The organism is Citrobacter sp. Cpo147 (genome assembly GCF_030332405.1).
Taxonomy (GTDB): domain Bacteria; phylum Pseudomonadota; class Gammaproteobacteria; order Enterobacterales; family Enterobacteriaceae; genus Citrobacter; species Citrobacter portucalensis.
The window spans coordinates 214283-232390 of sequence record NZ_JAOWHX010000034.1 but is presented as its reverse complement, the minus strand read 5'-3'; the positions used below and the strand labels follow the sequence as shown (position 1 = coordinate 232390).

General features: G+C 53.7%; 19 protein-coding genes. 12 read left to right on the top strand and 7 right to left on the bottom strand.

Features of this window, described 5'->3' with window-relative positions:
- Positions 1-201: 201 nt before the first annotated feature.
- The gene (locus OGY06_RS16465; protein ID WP_003827405.1) at positions 202-903 is read right to left on the bottom strand and encodes an autotransporter outer membrane beta-barrel domain-containing protein; all 702 of its coding nucleotides are present in this window, start codon (positions 901-903) and stop codon (positions 202-204) included.
- 159 nt (positions 904-1062) lie between these two features.
- On the opposite strand from OGY06_RS16465, the gene tag reads away from it, so the two are divergent.
- Complete coding sequence (gene tag, locus OGY06_RS16460) at positions 1063-1632, top strand: DNA-3-methyladenine glycosylase I (protein WP_003827403.1); 570 nt, start codon at positions 1063-1065, stop codon at positions 1630-1632.
- Positions 1622-2062: an N-acetyltransferase gene (locus tag OGY06_RS16455; RefSeq protein WP_003827401.1), complete on the top strand. Its 441-nt coding sequence runs from the start codon at positions 1622-1624 to the stop codon at positions 2060-2062. Before tag ends, OGY06_RS16455 begins: the two co-directional genes overlap by 11 nt.
- Here the strand turns inward: OGY06_RS16455 and OGY06_RS16450 are convergent.
- Positions 2031-4364 (bottom strand): molybdopterin guanine dinucleotide-containing S/N-oxide reductase, encoded by a 2334-nt coding sequence (locus OGY06_RS16450; protein ID WP_286605717.1) that lies wholly within the window; start codon positions 4362-4364, stop codon positions 2031-2033. The two genes, OGY06_RS16455 and OGY06_RS16450, sit on opposite strands and share 32 nt — an antisense overlap.
- A 159-nt stretch (positions 4365-4523) precedes the next feature.
- Between OGY06_RS16450 and OGY06_RS16445 the strand changes: the two genes are divergently transcribed.
- The 6 genes from OGY06_RS16445 (at position 4524) to ghrB (ending at position 10439) form a co-directional block, all read left to right on the top strand.
- Positions 4524-5186, top strand: coding sequence for an OmpA family lipoprotein (locus OGY06_RS16445; RefSeq protein WP_003827397.1), 663 nt, complete (start codon positions 4524-4526; stop codon positions 5184-5186).
- A gap of 104 nt (positions 5187-5290) precedes the next feature.
- Positions 5291-6307: a LacI family DNA-binding transcriptional regulator gene (locus OGY06_RS16440; RefSeq protein ID WP_197385438.1), complete on the top strand. Its 1017-nt coding sequence runs from the start codon at positions 5291-5293 to the stop codon at positions 6305-6307.
- A gap of 99 nt (positions 6308-6406) precedes the next feature.
- A complete protein-coding gene (locus tag OGY06_RS16435) occupies positions 6407-7156 on the top strand; it encodes a sugar phosphate isomerase/epimerase family protein (RefSeq protein WP_286605716.1) in 750 nt (249 codons plus the stop codon).
- A 3-nt stretch (positions 7157-7159) separates the two neighbouring features.
- Positions 7160-8098, top strand: a complete 939-nt coding sequence (locus OGY06_RS16430; protein ID WP_218667100.1) for a sugar kinase — start codon at positions 7160-7162, stop codon at positions 8096-8098.
- A gap of 64 nt (positions 8099-8162) precedes the next feature.
- Positions 8163-9443 carry an MFS transporter gene (locus OGY06_RS16425; RefSeq protein WP_048215328.1) on the top strand — a complete coding sequence of 427 codons (1281 nt, stop codon included), beginning with the start codon at positions 8163-8165 and terminating at the stop codon, positions 9441-9443.
- Positions 9444-9464: 21 nt separating this feature from the next.
- A complete protein-coding gene (gene ghrB, locus OGY06_RS16420) occupies positions 9465-10439 on the top strand; it encodes a glyoxylate/hydroxypyruvate reductase GhrB (RefSeq protein ID WP_063941887.1) in 975 nt (324 codons plus the stop codon).
- A 57-nt stretch (positions 10440-10496) separates the two neighbouring features.
- Here ghrB and OGY06_RS16415 read toward each other — a convergent pair whose 3' ends face one another.
- Positions 10497-11207 carry a DUF3053 domain-containing protein gene (locus OGY06_RS16415; protein ID WP_003827386.1) on the bottom strand — a complete coding sequence of 237 codons (711 nt, stop codon included), beginning with the start codon at positions 11205-11207 and terminating at the stop codon, positions 10497-10499.
- A gap of 380 nt (positions 11208-11587) precedes the next feature.
- Here OGY06_RS16415 and OGY06_RS16410 point away from each other — a divergent pair, with 380 nt between their 5' ends.
- From OGY06_RS16410 to cueP, 3 genes are all read left to right on the top strand, one after another.
- Positions 11588-11878, top strand: a complete 291-nt coding sequence (locus OGY06_RS16410; protein WP_003827383.1) for an HTH-type transcriptional regulator — start codon at positions 11588-11590, stop codon at positions 11876-11878.
- A gap of 279 nt (positions 11879-12157) precedes the next feature.
- On the top strand, positions 12158-12370 hold the full coding sequence (cspE, locus tag OGY06_RS16405; RefSeq protein ID WP_000014594.1) for a transcription antiterminator/RNA stability regulator CspE: 213 nt from the start codon (positions 12158-12160) through the stop codon (positions 12368-12370).
- Positions 12371-12558: 188 nt separating this feature from the next.
- A complete protein-coding gene (gene cueP / locus OGY06_RS16400) occupies positions 12559-13098 on the top strand; it encodes a copper-binding periplasmic metallochaperone CueP (protein ID WP_003827382.1) in 540 nt (179 codons plus the stop codon).
- Between the two features lie 66 nt (positions 13099-13164).
- Here cueP and glyS read toward each other — a convergent pair whose 3' ends face one another.
- The 3 genes from glyS to OGY06_RS16385 all read right to left on the bottom strand — a co-directional run bounded on the left by glyS (position 13165) and on the right by OGY06_RS16385 (position 16559).
- Positions 13165-15234: a glycine--tRNA ligase subunit beta gene (gene glyS, locus OGY06_RS16395; protein WP_191222038.1), complete on the bottom strand. Its 2070-nt coding sequence runs from the start codon at positions 15232-15234 to the stop codon at positions 13165-13167.
- Between the two features lie 9 nt (positions 15235-15243).
- Positions 15244-16155, bottom strand: a complete 912-nt coding sequence (gene glyQ / locus OGY06_RS16390) for a glycine--tRNA ligase subunit alpha (protein WP_001168551.1) — start codon at positions 16153-16155, stop codon at positions 15244-15246.
- 95 nt (positions 16156-16250) lie between these two features.
- Positions 16251-16559, bottom strand: coding sequence for a YsaB family lipoprotein (locus tag OGY06_RS16385; protein WP_286605714.1), 309 nt, complete (start codon positions 16557-16559; stop codon positions 16251-16253).
- Between the two features lie 172 nt (positions 16560-16731).
- Here OGY06_RS16385 and OGY06_RS16380 point away from each other — a divergent pair, with 172 nt between their 5' ends.
- Positions 16732-17727, top strand: coding sequence for an acyltransferase (locus tag OGY06_RS16380; RefSeq protein WP_149335507.1), 996 nt, complete (start codon positions 16732-16734; stop codon positions 17725-17727).
- On the opposite strand, the gene yiaB is transcribed toward OGY06_RS16380, so the two are convergent.
- A complete protein-coding gene (gene yiaB / locus OGY06_RS16375; RefSeq protein WP_003827369.1) occupies positions 17724-18089 on the bottom strand; it encodes an inner membrane protein YiaB in 366 nt (121 codons plus the stop codon). The genes OGY06_RS16380 and yiaB overlap by 4 nt on opposite strands.
- Positions 18090-18108: the final 19 nt, after the last annotated feature.

Sequence of the window (18108 nt, the reverse complement as noted above, 5' to 3'; positions counted from 1 at the left end):
CCGAAGCGCTTTTATGAGCAGGAGAAAACGGCATGAAATGCCGCCAGGACGGAATGAAATGCCTGGAATGTGGAATGAATGACGAGACAAAAAGTCGGGTTACTGAATTTTATCGCATGAGTTAGTACACGCTATCGCTGGAGTGCGTGTGATTGTTGATCTCAACATGTAATCAAGATGTTTATGTGCTGATTACTTACGTTAAAATTTGGCGCTCACTCCCATGGTGTACATATAGTCGCTGTTGTTGGTGCTGTTTTCAGCCTGCGAAAGCGCTGCGTAAGCCGCCATGTGCGGGTTCAACAGCATATCCGCACCGACGGTGACATCCACCCAGTTACCGTCCTGACCCGCTGCTGACATGCGGCTGAGACCCGACTGCGCCTTCCAGATATTCTCGCCAAACTGCTGGTTATAGCTGATTTGCGCCCACGGTCGCACATCACCGAACTGCGAATTGACTCGCCAGCCCAACGAGCTCACGCTGGCATGCCACAGCGGATCGTTCTGCGTTACCGAAGTCGCGCTGTCGCCAAATTCGTTGTAAGTAGATGTGGTTGAACCGTCATAATGCAGTGCGGCAACCGGACCGGTCGTTACCTGCCTGGACAGCGGGAAGTTCCAGCCCATACTCATGCCGCTGGTCGCATCCATAGGCGTCTCATCTGCAAGATTCACCACGGGACCCGCCACGTTCTGAGTGGAACGAATACGTTCTTCCAGAATGTCGTTATAACGTGGTTGGTGATCGCTGTCCCATGTATAACGTTCAGCCGTATGCCCTGACATAGCATCAACGATATATTCTTGTTGCCAGCCATATGCTGTATTGATGGACAGCGCACAAACTACGACGCTCGCCAGAGTTAACCTTTGGCGACCACTACTGTTTCTTATAATCATCAACGCGACTCCAGAAAAGAGCCGAATTCGGCGATATTATTGTCATTGTGTGAAGGATATCGGGCCCATCAGGCCCTGTATTAAATATTGTCTTTTTAGCTGGCGCGTCAAGGCGGGCCGAATGAAATTTTTACGCCAGTAAAAACAGCGAGGAAGAATATGCAGCGTTGCGGATGGGTCAGCCAGGATCCACTTTACATTGCCTACCACGACAAGGAATGGGGCGTCCCCGAAACTGATGGTAATAAACTGTTCGAAATGATCTGCCTGGAAGGTCAGCAGGCCGGGTTATCGTGGATTACCGTACTCAAGAAACGGGAAAATTATCGCCACGCTTTCCACCATTTTGATCCGGAAAAAGTGGCGGCCATGACCGAAGAGGATGTGGAAAGGCTGGTACTGGATGCCGGCATTATTCGTCATCGCGGAAAAATTCAGGCCATTATCGGCAACGCTCGCGCTTTTCTGACGATGGCGCAAAACGGAGAGTCGTTTAGCGAATTCGTCTGGTCATTTGTTGATAACCAACCGCAAGTGACTCGCGCCGCCAACCTGAGTGATATTCCCACCTCCACGCCTGCGTCAGACGCGCTGTCTAAAGCGTTAAAAAAACGCGGATTTAAGTTTGTCGGTACCACCATTTGTTACTCCTTTATGCAGGCGTGCGGCCTGGTCAACGACCATGTCACCAGCTGCATCTGTTATCCGGGAGAACAACATGATTCGTGAATCCAAGGCTGAAGATCTGCCGTCAATTCTGGCGCTGTGGATGGAAAGCACAATCCATGCCCATCCGTTTATCGAAGAGCGCTACTGGCGCGAAAGTGAATCCGTGGTGCGGGATGTTTATCTGCCAGCCGCGCAAACCTGGGTTTGGGAAGAAGAAGGCGAGCTCAAAGGCTTTGCCAGCGTGATTGATGATCGCTTTCTCGGCGCGCTGTTTGTCGCACCTGCCGCCATCAGAAGTGGGATCGGCAAAGCGCTGGTGCAGCATGTCCAGCAGCGCTTTTCGATACTCAGCCTTGAGGTCTACCAGAAGAATCAATCAGCGGTGAACTTCTACCATGCGCTGGGTTTTCGCATTGAAGACGGCGCATGGCAGGAAGAGACTCACCACCCCACGTGGATTATGGGCTGGCAGGCGGATCAAACGCCGTAAGCGCCAACATTGGTCCGCTATATTTTTCAAGCCACGCCAGCGCAGTATTGCCCGCGCAGCCATTCCCCAACTTCGAGCTGGGGAGATCTTTGGTCAGCACGTTGACGGCGCCATTTTTACAAATACCGTTCACTGCGAGATCCAAATCAGGCCACGCGCCTTCATGAATACAGATGACGCCGGGTTTAATACCCGCCGTCACCACCGCGCCTGCCAGAACTTGCCCGCGCTGGTTCCACACCCTGACCGTATCGCCATCCGCAATGCCGCGCGCGTGGGCGTCCTGCGGATGAATCGTTATCGGCTCACGATCCGCTACCGCGTACTGCTCACGTAGCGCACTGTAGTTAAGCTGACTATGCAAACGGTGCGCCGGATGGGCGGAAAGCAGCTGTAGCTGGTCCGGTTCGGCGTTACCGAACCACTCATCCGGCTCCAGCCACATCGGGTGCCCCCCGCAGTCCGCGTAACCGTAACCTGCAATCCTCGCGGAGTAGATTTCAATTTTTCCGCTGTCCGTTTTCAGCGGATGCGCCTGCGGGTCGCGGCGAAAATCCGCAAAACGGATAAACTGTGCGCTGGCGGCGTTTTCCGGCATTTCGATCAGGGCGTTGCGCTGCCAAAACTCGGCGAAAGGCGGCAATGTCACCTGCTGACTGGCCCCACGTTGCCCGGCAATATTGTAAAAAGTCTCCAGCCACGCCAGTTCGCTTTTACCTTCGGTGAACCGTTCATATCCGCCTTTTTCCCAGCGCTCACTCAGCTCGGCAAAGACATCAAAATCATTTCGCGCTTCGTCCTGCGGCGGTACGACCTGCTTCATCGGCACCAGGTGCTGGTTGCTGTAATCGCCGGTCATGGTCAAATCATTACGCTCAAAGGAGGTGGTTGCTGGCAGCACGATATCGGCATGCTTTGCTGCTGCGGTCCAGAAACACTCCGAGATGACCACCAGCTCCGGTTTTTGCCAGGCGCGAATTAAACGGTTAGTGTCCTGATGATGGGTGAAGTTAGCGCCACCCGCCCACCACAACATGCGAATGTCCGGGAAATGACGGTCCATGCCGTTGTGCTGGTAAAAACCACCGGGGTTCTCCAGCGCTTCAACAATTCGTGCCACCGGAATTTTATCTACCGCGTCGGTGCCGCCTTTAACGCTGCCCTGCATTGAAGCCAGTACCGCAGCCCGGCGCGTTGGGTTGCCGCCGTTGGCAAAATGGTACGACAGCCCAAAACCGCCGCCTGGCGTCCCGATTTGTCCGAGCATGGCGGCCAGGGTGACAATCATCCAGTGTTTCTGCTCGCCATACTGCTGGCGCTGCATTCCCCATCCGGCCATCAGCATGGTGGTATTTTGGTGAAATATCGCCGCAAGTTCGCGTATCTTCGCCGCCGGAATGCCACAAATACCTGCCGCCCATTCTGCCGTTTTTGCAACATCATCAGATTTACCCAGCAGGTAGTCGGCAAAACGGTCATATCCGGTGGTACACCGGGCGAGAAAGTCCTCGTCATGCCAGCCGTTTTCCACCAGCGTATGCGCGATGCCCAGCATCAGCGCTACGTCGGTCCCCATATGCGGGGCAATCCATTCCATCTTATCGCCAAAGAAATCGACGCTTTCCGATCGCATCGGATCGATACAGATCAAACGTTTACCGCTGTCGCGCAATGCCTCAAAGTACGCGAGGCCCTGCTCATCGGACGCGTTCCAGGCAATCTTGAGAGTGTTGAGCGGATTGGCGCTCCACAACACCACCACTTCGCTGTGCTCCAGCACCACCGGCCAGCTGGTTTGCTGCTGGTAAACTTCGTTCCCGCCCACCACGTACGGCATGATCGCCTGCGCAGCCCCCGTCGAGTAATCCCCCAGATGCCCGGTATAACCGCCCGCCAGCGCCATATAACGCTGTAACAGGGTCGCCGCTTTGTGTAACACGCCGTTGGAACGCCAGCCGTACGAACCGGCAAAAATTGAGGCCGGGCCGTAGCTGTCACGGATGCGTTTATGCTGCGTATGGATAAGATTCAGCGCGTCGTCCCAACTGACGCGAACAAACTCATCCTGCCCACGTACGCCCTGTGGGTTCTCCGGCGAGGCGAGAAACCCTTTACGCACCATCGGAAAACGTACCCGCGTTTTACTGTGAACCTGGTCGCGCACCACGGTTTGCAAAGAGTTGGGATGAGCGGTGGGCAGCGCGCCACGCGAGGAGAAAACCGTCTCACCATCAGTGTCGACGAGGATTGGTCCCCAGTGGGCGGCGGTTAACACCGAGTAATGTGCGGGTGAATTAGCCAAGATGGCGCTCCTGAATGCGATGTGACGGCTTATTTATTATGCCGTTCAATGTTACTTACAAATTTCAGAGTCTTCCCTGGAATTTTCTTCATGTTCACACGTCATAATCAACCGCCACGGTCGCTGTGGCAAAGAAGAAAAAGTCATTAAGGAATTAAGATGAAGAAACGTGTATTTGTTATTGCTGCCATCGTGAGCGGCGCCCTGGCGGTTTCTGGCTGCACAACAAACCCTTACACCGGCGAACGCGAAGCGGGTAAATCCGGCATTGGCGCAGGTATTGGCTCTCTGGTCGGCGCGGGCATTGGCGCACTCTCTTCTTCGAAGAAAGATCGCGGCAAAGGCGCACTGATTGGCGCAGCGGCTGGCGCGGCCGTTGGCGGTGGTATCGGCTATTACATGGACGTGCAGGAAGCGAAACTGCGCGAAAAAATGCAGGGAACGGGCGTCAGCGTGACGCGCAGTGGCGATAACATCATTCTGAACATGCCAAACAACGTCACCTTCGACAGCAGCAGTGCCAACCTGAAGCCTGCGGGTGCTAACACCCTGACCGGCGTGGCGATGGTACTGAAAGAGTACAATAAAACCGCCGTCAACGTGCTGGGCTTCACCGACAGCACCGGTAGCCAGGATCTGAATATGCGTCTGTCGCAGCAGCGCGCAGACTCCGTTGCCAGCGCCTTGATCACTCAAGGGGTCGCAGCTAACCGCATCCGCACTCAGGGTATGGGCCCAGCAAATCCAATCGCCAGCAACAGCACAGCGGAAGGTAAAGCGCAAAACCGCCGCGTAGAAATTACCTTAAGCCCGATCCAGTAACGTTTTGTGCCGGATGGAGACAGTCCGCGTCCATCCGGCATGAAGCACTTGCCATCGTTGATTTTCGCGTTAAGGTGTTGTCACCAAATTCAGGGAAATCAGCGATGAGCAAATCAACACGGGCAACCATCAGCGATGTGGCGAAAGCTGCAAAAACCGGCAAGACCAGCATTTCACGTTATCTCAACGGTGAAAAGCACCTGCTTTCCGACGCGCTGCTGGCCCGCATTGAACAAGCCATTGCCGATCTCGACTACCGTCCCAGCCTGATGGCAAGAGGCCTGAAACACGGTCGTACCCGCCTGATTGGCCTGATCATCGCCGATATTACTAATCCCTACTCCGTCAACGTGCTAAGTGGTATTGAAGCCGCCTGCCGCGATAAAGGCTTTACTCCGCTGGTGTGTAACACCAACAACGAAGTGGATCAGGAACTGCATTATCTCGACCTGCTGCGCAGCTACCAGGTCGAAGGGATTGTGGTCAACGCCGTCGGGATGCGCGAAGAGGGGCTGAACCGCCTGCAACAGTCTGCGCTGCCGATGGTACTGATTGACCGTAAAATTCCCGATTTCGCCTGTGATATGGTCGGGCTGGATAACACCCAGTCGGCAACGGTTGCCACCGAACATCTGGTCGAACAAGGTTTTGAAGCCATCCTGTTCCTCAGCGAACCACTCGGCATGGTGAATACCCGCCGCGAACGCCTGAGCGCTTTTCGCACCACGCTCGCGCAATACCCCGGTGTTATCGCGCAAAATGCCGAAGTCCCGCTCACGGACAATACGCAACTGGACGACACCCTGCGCCAGTTTCACCAGCAGCATCGTGGCATGCGCAAAGCCGTTATCTCTGCCAACGGTGCCCTCACGCTACAAGTAGCCCGCGCCCTGAAACGCATTGGCCTCAACTGGGGGAGCGACATTGGCTTACTCGGCTTTGACGAACTGGAGTGGGCAGAGCTGGCGGGCGTTGGTATTACCACGTTGAAACAACCCACCTGGCAGATTGGTTACACCGCCGTTGAGCAGGTTGTGCGCCGGATTGATGGCGGCTCCGCTGCCATTCAGGAACAGGTCTTCTCCGGCGAGCTGATCGTGCGAGGCTCTACCGCCCGTTAAATTACCTTCGTGATGGTGATCATAAATTCGACATCATGGGCTTTTCTTTGGAACCGGTTCCATCTAGCGTTATAACAAGAACGCTAGTTTGGAGTTTCCATGAAAAGAAAAATTATGGTGGTCACCGCCGCTTACGGCCACGACCAGGTACGGGCCGCAGGCGGGCAAACGGCAATGCTGCCCATCATCGCTGAAGCCGGTGCTGACGGCGTCGAAATCCGCCGCGAGCTATTAACCGACGCCGAGCTGAAGACACTGTCAACGATGGCTTCTGCGATCGAAATCTTCGGCCTGCTGGCCTGTTACTCAGCGCCTGAACCGTTGTTCCTTGAGGATGGTAACCTCAACCCCCGTCTTCCAGAACTACTTGAGGAAGCGCAGGCCTTGCAGGCACTGTGGTTAAAAGTCTCCCTCGGCCATTTTTCCCATACCGAACAGTTCGACGTTCTACGCCAATGGCTGGACAACAGCGGAATGGAGCTGGTTGTCGAGAACGATCAGACCGACTGCGGACGCCTGCAGCCAATGCAGCGCTTTAACGAAGCCTGTCAGGCGCAAAACCTGCCGATATCTCTGACCTTCGATATGGGCAACTGGCTGTGGGTGGGCGACTCCCCGGAAGAAGCAGCACAAAACCTGGCGTCAACCGTTGGCTATATCCATGTCAAAGCCGCAGTTGCATATCACGACAGCTACCGCGCCGTACCACCTGATGCAGCCGATCCGCGCTGGCTGGCGCTGCTAAAAACGCTGCCCAACGATGTCCCGCGCGGCATTGAGTTCCCCCTGGAAGGGCAGGATTTGGCGGCGGTTACCCGCCGCTACGTCGAGCTGTTACGCGAGGAGTAACGCATGAAAAATTCACTGGATGTGGTCACTATTGGTGAAGCGATGGCGATGTTTGTCGCCACGCAAACCGGCGAACTGGCGGATGTGGAGCAGTTTATCAAGCGCGTTGCAGGCGCTGAGCTTAACGTAGCGACCGGTCTTGCTCGTCTGGGCCTGAAGGTCGGTTGGGTGAGCCGCGTTGGCAACGACAGCTTTGGCCGTTTTATCGTTAAGTCGCTGGAAAAAGAAGGGATTGATGCGCAGGGAGTCACCCAGGACGGGCGTTACGCTACCGGCTTTCAGCTTAAATCTAAGGTTGAAAATGGAACCGATCCCATTGTGGAATATTTCCGTAAAGGTTCCGCTGCCAGCCACCTCAGCATTGAAGATTATCACGAGGACTATTTCGCCAGCGCGCGCCACCTGCACCTGAGTGGCGTAGCGGCAGCGCTTTCTGCCAGCTCTTATGAACTACTGGCGCATACCGCCCGCACCATGAAGGCCCAGGGGAAGACCATCTCGTTCGACCCGAACTTGCGCCCGGTATTGTGGAAAAGCGAAGCCGAAATGGTGGAAAAGCTGAACCGCCTGGCATTTCAGGCTGACTGGGTTTTACCAGGGTTAAAAGAGGGCATGATTTTAACCGGTCAGCAAACGCCTGAAGCCATCGCCGACTTTTATCTGCGCCATGGCGTGAAGGCCGTGATCGTGAAAACCGGGGCTGATGGCGCCTGGTACAAAACCGCCAGCGGCGAACAAGGCTGCGTGGCACCGGTAAAAGTCGACAATGTGGTCGATACGGTCGGCGCAGGAGATGGCTTTGCCGTAGGCGTTATTAGCGCCCTGCTGGAAGGCTGCTCGCTGCATCAGGCGGTGACCCGCGGCAATAAAATTGGCGCACTGGCCATTCAGGTTCAGGGCGACAGCGAAGGATTACCCACACGTGAACAATTAGGGGAATAAACTCCCGGCCAACTCTGTACCCTACATACAGAGGCGGCGTATCAGCATAACCAGAGGGCAGTCTATGAATAGCTCAACTAATGCAGCAAAACGCTGGTGGTACATCATGCCAATCGTGTTTATCACGTATAGCCTGGCGTACCTTGACCGCGCGAACTTCAGCTTCGCCTCCGCCGCCGGTATCAACGAGGACCTCGGCATTACCAAGGGAATTTCTTCCCTGCTGGGCGCGCTGTTTTTCCTCGGCTATTTCTTCTTTCAGATCCCGGGCGCAATTTACGCTGAACGCCGCAGCGTACGAAAACTGATTTTTGTCTGTCTGATCCTCTGGGGCGCATGCGCGTCGTTAACCGGCATGGTCAGCAATATTCCAATGCTTGCCGCCATCCGCTTTATTCTTGGCGTCGTTGAAGCCGCCGTGATGCCGGCAATGCTGATTTACATCAGCAACTGGTTTACGAAATCTGAACGCTCGCGCGCAAACACTTTCCTGATCCTCGGTAATCCGGTCACCGTCCTGTGGATGTCCGTGGTTTCCGGTTACCTGATTCAGGCGCTGGGCTGGCGGGAAATGTTCATCATTGAGGGCTTCCCGGCCATCATCTGGGCGTTCTGTTGGTGGGTGCTGGTAAAAGACAAACCGTCTCAGGTCGGTTGGCTGTCAGAATCTGAAAAAGCCGCTCTTCAGGCACAACTGGAAAAAGAGCAGCAAGGCATCAAAGCCGTACGTAACTATAGCGAGGCTTTCCGCTCACGTAACGTCATCCTGCTGTGTATGCAGTATTTCGCCTGGAGTATTGGCGTCTATGGTTTTGTCCTGTGGCTGCCGTCGATTATCCGCAACGGCGGCGCAAACCTGGGGATGGTGGAAGTTGGTTGGCTGTCATCCGTACCGTATCTGGCGGCAACGGCGGCGATGATCCTCGTCTCCTGGGCATCCGATAAGCTACAAAACCGTAAGCTGTTTGTCTGGCCACTGTTATTAATAGCCGCTTTCGCGTTTATCGGCTCCTGGGCCGTAGGCGCAGACCACTTCTGGATTTCTTACACGCTGTTAGTTATTGCAGGCGCGGCAATGTATGCCCCCTATGGTCCCTTCTTCGCCATCATCCCGGAAATGCTGCCGCGCAACGTCGCCGGTGGGGCAATGGCGCTGATCAACAGCATGGGCGCGCTAGGTTCATTCTTTGGTTCATGGTTTGTCGGCTACCTCAATGGCGCTACCGGCAGCCCGTCCGCCTCGTACATTTTTATGGGGGTAGCGCTTTTTGTCTCAGTGTGGCTAACTTTAATTGTTAAGCCTGCTAATAATTCCCAAATTCCGGTTGGCGCACGCCACGCTTAAATTTAACTTACGGAGATTCGCATGAAGCCGTCCATTATTCTCTATAAAGCGTTACCTGACGATTTACTGCATCGCCTGGAAGAGCATTTTACTGTGACTCAGGTGCCTAACCTGCGCCCGGAAACGGTCGCACAGCACGCCGACGCTTTTGCCAATGCAGAAGGTCTGCTGGGCTCCAGTGAAGCCGTCAATACCGCTCTGCTGGAGAAAATGCCCAGGCTGCGTGCGACATCCACGATTTCCGTAGGCTATGACAACTTCGACGTCGATGCCCTCAACGCGCGTAAGGTGCTGTTGATGCACACGCCAACCGTGCTGACGGAAACCGTCGCCGATACGGTAATGGCGCTGGTGTTAAGCACCGCTCGCCGCGTAGTGGAAGTTGCCGAACGGGTAAAGGTCGGCGAATGGACCAAAAGTATCGGACCGGACTGGTTTGGTACCGATGTACACCACAAAACGCTGGGGATTGTCGGTATGGGCCGCATTGGGCTGGCGCTGGCACAACGTGCGCATTTCGGCTTTAGCATGCCGATTCTCTATAATGCGCGCCGTCATCATCAGGAAGCAGAAGAGCGCTTCAATGCACGTTACTGCGACCTCGATACGCTGTTGCAGGAGTCTGATTTTGTCTGCCTGATCCTGCCGTTAACCGACGAAACGCATCATCTGTTCAGCACCGAGCAGTTTGCCAAAATGAAATCTTCCGCCATTTTCATTAACGCCGGACGTGGCCCGGTGGTCGATGAAAAAGCGTTGATTGCCGCCCTGCAAAAAGGCGAAATTCATGCCGCTGGCCTGGATGTATTTGAGCAAGAGCCATTACCGGTAGACTCACCGCTGCTGTCACTGCCCAACGTGGTGGCCGTACCGCACATTGGTTCAGCCACGCACGAAACGCGCTACAACATGGCGGCCTGTGCGGTGGATAACTTAATCGATGCGCTGCAAGGACGCGTTGAGAAGAACTGCGTAAACCCGCAGGTCGCATCATAAACAAAAGGCCGGGTGCGCTTACGCTCACCCGGCCTTTCATGTATTACCGTATCTTAATTACTGAGCGGCATTCACCGCAGCAGTCCAGGCCTGATTAAATGCCTGATGCTGAGCAGCCAACGGGCCAATCAGCGTATTGTACTGACTTGCCTGCTGTGACGTTGGGAACTGGATACCGTTGGCGACAAAGCTCACCTGCGTATCCTGCTGCGCCACAAAATCACCAACCTGCACCAACTGCTGCGTGAAAATTTGCGCGGCAGGGATCAGCGGCTGTAAGGCCTCTGCTGGTGCAGTAACAACTTTGTTGTACACCTGATCAAAGACCGGCTTCAGATCTTCGCCCTGCTTCAGCGCGCCATGCGCAGCATCTGCCTGTAGTTTCGCATTCTGCAACTGTTGCCCTAATACACCTAGCGCACCATTTGCCTGACGCAGCGGTTCACGCTGAGTCACATAATCCTGAGGAACACGAATCGCATTTACGCTATCAACCACCGGGCGCAGACCGGAGTCCATCGCCTGATTAACCTGCTGCGAATAGCCATACAGAATCGCGTAATCGGACACAAACGGGCCAAACTGTTTTTTCTGATCGGCGGTCAGCGTTGGTAAACGCTCTCCGCTACGCATTGCAGTATTCTGCAGAAAATCGATAAACGCTTTGCGTTGATCGCCTTCTTTATCAAAACACCCACTCAGGCCAACTACCATTAAGAGCGCCAAAACAGGCGCAAACCAGCGAGAGCAGGACTTACCTGTCGCCATTTTAATACTCCTTTCACCCAAAAATGCGCACAACGACACCCGCGTGCCTGACGTTGACAAGGATAGTCCAGGTCAGCCCCGCAAGATACCCTTTCCGCGTAATCTTGTGGGGGAAAATAACCGTTCCCACCACCGTTCGTTTTGCTAAACAATGCTGCATTTACCACTCGGCGTCATATTTTAGTCATCTTTACAATCGGAATCGATCGTTCGGAGATCCCGACCTTTATCAGTTCGTTAGCCAGCAAAAGATTATCACCTGCGATCCGCTGAAACGAATCCATCACACAAACCTTAAATCCGGCTTCATTTTTTCCGACTACTCTTAATGAGCTTCGAAGAAATTCACGATCCCGCTGTGTGATTTGTAGGAGTTCTCAATGGAATACAAAGATCCTATGTTTGAACTGCTAAGCAGTCTGGAGCAGATTGTTTTTAAAGATGTATCGCAGACGGTCACTCTGCCGCAAAAAACCAACCCTTTCACCGAATTTGAACAGCTACGACGAGGGACAGGTTTAAAAACAGATGATTTTGCCCGAGTGATGGGCGTGACGGTCGCGATGGTTCATGAATGGGAGTCTAAACGCGTAAAGCCTTCCACTACCGAATTGAAGTTAATGCGCCTGATTCAGGCAGACCCTAGGTTAAGTAAGCAACTGATGGATTGAACTATTTTTCAATTTTGCTTAAGAACGGTCCTGTTACAGGGCCGTTCTCTTACGAAGGTTATCCACAAAAAAGAAAATAGTAGTTGCATCCACATGCGTAAAATGAGTTAATGCCCTCAACGGTTTGACGTACAGACCATTACAGCAGTTAGTAAGGCAAGTCCCTTCAAGAGTTATCGTTGATACCCTTCGTAGTGAGCATTTCCTTTACTGTTAAAAAATCTGTAAAGCACGCCATATCGCCGAAAGGCACACTTATTTTTTAAAAGGTAATACACTATGTCCGGTAAAATGACTGGTATCGTAAAATGGTTCAACGCTGACAAAGGTTTCGGCTTCATCACTCCTGACGATGGCTCTAAAGACGTGTTCGTACACTTCTCTGCTATCCAGAACGATGGCTACAAATCTCTGGACGAAGGTCAGAAAGTTTCCTTCACCATCGAAAGCGGCGCTAAAGGCCCGGCAGCTGGCAACGTAACCAGCCTGTAAGCTTAAAAAGCTCAAAAATTCTGAATCCCTGCCAAACGGCGGGGATTTTTTTTATCTGTACTTCGCAGCACATCCCACCTAAACGCTTCTTTGCATTACTTTACCCGTCGCCCCTTTGACCTTTCCCTAAGGGCAAGCTTTATAGTGAGCCAGTCTATATTCCACAATTTTCACAAGGAATTGAAGCTATGTCGAAATCCTCACTGCTGCTGATTTTAGGTTTGCTCACCACTGGTACTGCGTTCGCGGCAACGCCGGAAGCTACTTTTCTGGCCGAACACGGACTTAGCGGGAAATCCGTCGAACAAATCGTAGAAACGATCGATCAATCACCGCAGAGTCGCCCGCTGCCGTATTCAGCGTCCATCACCAGCACCGCGCTGAAGCTCTCTTCGGGCGATCAGGTTTATACCCTGCCGCTCGGTGACAAGTTCTATCTGTCGTTTGCCCCGTATGAATGGCAAACACATCCTTGCTTCAACCACAGCCTTTCTGGCTGCCAGGGCGAAATGCCGGAGAAGACATTCAATGTCAAAGTGACGGATAACAAGGGTGATGTGGTGGTACAAAAAGCGATGAAGAGCGGCCGTAATGGCTTTGTCGGGGTATGGCTACCGCGCAATATGGAAGGCACCATCGCAGTGAGCTACAACGGTAAAACGGCGAAGTATCCTATTAAGACGATGGAAGACAGCCAGACCTGTCTGACAAAATTGCAGTTGCGCTAATAACATAAAAAAATGCCGGATAAGGCGAAGCCGCCATCCGGCATTTTCTAAGTCAGCGCAGGGCCATTACTGCAGCAGAGAAATATCCGCCACGCGCAGGAACAGCTCGCGCAGTTTTTCGAGCATAGACAGACGGTTAATACGCAGATCTTTATCTTCTACGTTGACCATCACTTTCTCGAAGAACGCATCAACCGGTTCACGCAGTTCCGCCAACTCAACCAGCGCTTCCTGGTAACGACCGGCAGCGAAGACAGGCTCCAGCTTATCGCGCAGCACAACCACCTGCATTGCCAGCGCAATTTCTTCCGGCTCTTTCAGCGTCGCCGCATTCACGCGGTCATTCAGCGTCTCTTCAGACTTCGCAAGGATGTTCGATACACGCTTGTTCGCGGCAGCCAGCGCGGACGCGGCTTCCAGCGTACGGAAGTGCGAAACCGCCTTCATACGTGCGTCAAAATCAGCCGGACGAGTCGGACGACGTGCCAGTACGGCCTGAATGGTGTCGACGGTGTAACCTTCGTCCTGATACCAGGCGCGGAAGCGACCGAGCATAAAGTCGATAACGTCATCCACCACGTTGGAGTTGGTCAGCTTGTCACCATACAGATGAACCGCTTCTTCGGTCAGCGTTTGCAGATCCAGATTCAGGTTCTTCTCAACGATAATACGCAGCACACCCAGCGCAGCACGACGCAGCGCAAACGGGTCTTTGTCGCCTTTCGGATGCTGACCAATACCGAAGATACCCGCCAGGGTGTCCATCTTGTCAGCAATCGCCACGGCACAAGCTACCGGGTTCGACGGCAGATCATCACCGGCAAAACGCGGCTGATACTGTTCGTTCAGCGCCACGGCTACATCTTCCGCTTCGCCATCGTGACGCGCGTAGTGCATGCCCATCACACCCTGGGTGTCGGTGAACTCGAAGACCATGTTGGTCATCAGGTCACACTTGGACAGCAGGCCAGCACGCGTTGCGTGGTTAACATCAGCGCCAATCTGACCAGCAATCCAGCCCGCCAGAGCCTGGATACGGTCAGTCTTGTCGCGCAGCGTACCCAGTTGCTGTTGGAACAGCACGGTTTGCAGACGCGGCAGATGGTCTTCCAGACGTTTTTTACGGTCGGTATTGAAGAAGAACTCGGCATCCGCCAGGCGCGGACGAACGACTTTCTCGTTACCGGAGATAATCTGGATCGGATCTTTCGATTCGATGTTGGCAACGAAGATAAAGTTCGGCAGCAGTTTGCCGTCGTTCGCGTAAACCGGGAAGTACTTCTGGTCACCTTTCATGGTGTGTACCAGCGCTTCAGACGGAACTGCGAGGAATTTCTCTTCGAACTTCGCGGTCAGCACTACCGGCCATTCCACCAGCGAGGTGACTTCTTCCAGCAGGCTTTCGCTCAGATCAGCGTTACCGCCAATCTTACGCGCCGCTTCTTCAGCATCGGCTTTGATTTTCGCTTTACGCTCAGCGTAATCCGCAATTACTTTGCCGCGCTCACGCAGGATTTCCGGGTACTGATCGGCAGAATCGATGGTGAATTCCGGCTCGCCCATAAAGCGGTGCCCGCGGATCACGCGATCGGACTGAATGCCCAGAATCGTTGCCGGAATCACTTTGTCGCCCAGCAGCAGGGTCACGGTGTGAACCGGACGCACGAAGTGGACATCAGACGCGCCCCAGCGCATCAGTTTCGGGATAGGCAGCTTCGCCAGTGACGTGGCGATCATGTTTGGCAGCAGCGTTTCTGCGCTTTCGCCTTTTACATACGCACGGTACAGCAACCATTCGCCTTTGTCGGTAGTCAGACGCTCAGCCTGATCAACCGTGATGCCGCAGCCACGTGCCCAACCTTCTGCCGCTTTGCTCGGTTTGCCTTCAGCGTCAAACGCCTGGGCAATGGCCGGACCGCGTTTTTCAACTTCGCGATCGGGTTGAGATTCCGCCAGATTCGCGACTTTCAGCGCCAGACGACGCGGCGCGGCGAACCACTCAACGTTGCCGTGCGCGATGCCAGCGTTATCCAGCTCCGCGGTAAAGTTTGCAGCAAAGGACTCAGCCAGGCTGCGCAGTGCTTTTGGTGGCAGCTCTTCAGTGCCGATTTCCACCAGAAAAGTTTTCTCAGACATGGCCGCCTCTTATTTGTCTTTGTTGCACATCGGGAAGCCAAGGGCTTCACGGGAAGCGTAGTAAGCTTCTGCCACTGCTTTGGTCAGGGTGCGAATGCGCAGGATATAGCGCTGACGCTCGGTGACGGAGATGGCTTTACGTGCATCCAGCAGGTTGAAGCTATGGGCGGCTTTCAGAATACGTTCATACGCAGGCAGCGGCAGCGGATTTTCCAGCGCCAGCAGCTGCTGCGCTTCTTTCTCGTACTGCTCGAAGCAGGTGAACAGGAAGTCCACGTCGGCGTATTCGAAGTTGTAGGTGGATTGCTCCACTTCGTTCTGATGGAACACGTCGCCGTAAGTGGTTTTACCCAGCGGGCCGTCGCTCCAGACCAGGTCGTAAACGCTGTCTACGCCCTGAATGTACATGGCCAGACGTTCCAGACCGTAGGTAATTTCCCCGGTTACTGGTTTACATTCCAGACCACCAACCTGCTGGAAGTAGGTGAACTGCGTCACTTCCATGCCGTTCAGCCACACTTCCCAACCCAGCCCCCAGGCACCCAGCGTCGGGTTTTCCCAGTTATCTTCCACGAAACGGATATCGTGAATGGTCGGGTCCATACCCAGTTCTTTCAGAGAACCCAGGTACAGCTCCTGAATGTTGTCCGGAGACGGCTTAATCACTACCTGGAACTGATAGTAGTGCTGTAAGCGGTTCGGGTTTTCGCCATAGCGGCCATCGGTCGGACGACGAGAAGGCTGCACATAAGCAGTCGCCATCGGCTCCGGCCCCAGCGCACGCAGGCAGGTCATTGGGTGAGATGTTCCCGCGCCGACTTCCATGTCCAATGGTTGAACAATGGTGCAGCCCTGGCGAGCCCAGTAATCCTGTAAGGTCAGGATCAAGCCCTGGAAGGTCCTGGTATCAAACTTTTGCATATTATTTCGTGCTGGATACGTGTGGATTTAAAGGAAGCGATCAGTATACCCGCTGGCTGCAAGATATACAGTACGAAACGGGAAAAAGGGGGAACTTAGCGCATGGAAAGGTGCAAAAACTGCCCGTCTGCATCAAAAGAACAGACAAAACTCTCTTTACGGAAGGTAGAACCACGCATCTCATAGCTGCCCTGGAATTGTTCCAGGCCGGAGATATCAATTTTCTGCGTGCCAGTGTTGTAGCGTTGCGCCGCCTCATTTTTGCACAATGACTCCATATCCAGCGAACGCGTGGCACTGACCTTAACCTTTTGCGCTTTCTGCGCAGGTGCAGACGATTGTGTTTCAGCGCACGCTACCAGCAAAAGGGTAGCGATTGCGGGAAAGAAATACTTCATCATCATTTTATTACCGCCTGGTTTGCTGGTCAGTCTTATTATTAGTGTCTGGAAACAGATCCTATTTTGAGAATCTCATCAGACCATCTCAAGCTTTAGCGTAAGAACTCGGATTATTCCAGTGAGCTACGTTCGCAAAATATCGGTCAGACTTTTTTTAATGGACACAGAGGAACTGATGCAGCCCAAAATTTTCTGGATTGATAACCTGCGCGGGATAGCCTGTTTAATGGTCGTGATGATCCACACCACAACCTGGTACATCACCAATGCGCAAAGCGTCAGCCCGTTGAATTGGGATCTGGCTAACGTGCTCAATTCAGCCTCTCGCGTCAGCGTTCCGCTGTTCTTTATGATTTCGGGCTATCTGTTCTTTGGTGAGCGTAGCGCCAAACCGCGCCATTTCCTGCGCATCGCGCTTTGCATTCTGTTTTACAGCAGCGTGGCGCTGGCCTATATCCTGCTGTTTACCTCGATCAACGCTGAGCTGTCGCTGAAGAACCTGCTGCAAAAGCCGGTGTTCTATCATCTGTGGTTTTTCTTCGCGATCGCCGTCATCTACCTGGTTTCTCCGCTGATACAGGTGAAAAATATCAGCGGCAAGATGCTACTGGCGCTCATGGTTGTGATTGGGGTGATTGCCAATCCCAACACCGTCTCGCAAAAAATCGGCGGCTTTGAGTGGCTCCCTGTCAACCTGTACATCAGTGGCGATACTTTCTATTACATCCTGTACGGCATGCTGGGCCGGGCGATTGGCATGATGGATACGCAAAAGCGTGCGCTCAGCTGGCTCTGTGCGGCGGTATTTATTACCGCAGTATTTATTATTTCTCGTGGCACATTGCATGAACTGCGCTGGCGAGGCAATTTTGCCGACACCTGGTACCTCTACTGCGGCCCAGCGGTATTTATTTGCGCCGCCTCGCTCCTGACGCTGGTCAAAAATACGCTCAGCACACGTACTCTGCCGCTACTGGGCCTTATTTCTCGCCATTCATTGGGCATATATGGTTTTCATGCGCTGATCATTCACGCACTACGTACCAACGGAATTGAACTCAAAAACTGGCCACCGCTGGATATGCTGTGGATTTTCAGCGCCACGCTGGCGGGAAGCCTGCTGCTGTCCGTATTGTTGCAACGTATCGATACGCGCAGGCTGGTGAGTTAGGTGTCTCCAGGCAGCGCCTGATTACGCGAACGCTGCAGTAAAAATTGCCCCATTAAACAGACGAAGAATGCTGCCGGGTATAACCCTATTTCAAAGGGTGCCAACGGGGCATTCCACACCCCCACCAGCAACAACCCTATCGTGATGAGCGCCACCATCTGACACACGGAAGCGAAGCGTTCATCAATTTGATTGAGATTTACTGCACGTTGATAGGCATACGTAACGAACATCCCCGTCATCAGCGCCCCCAAAAAATACCCCTTGCCGCTCAGTAACGGGCATGCGCGCCATAAACCGATACTGTAAGTCAGTATGCCTGAGAGGAATAATATCCATGGCAACAGCCTGGTTGTCTTCATTGGGATCTCCTTATCCATC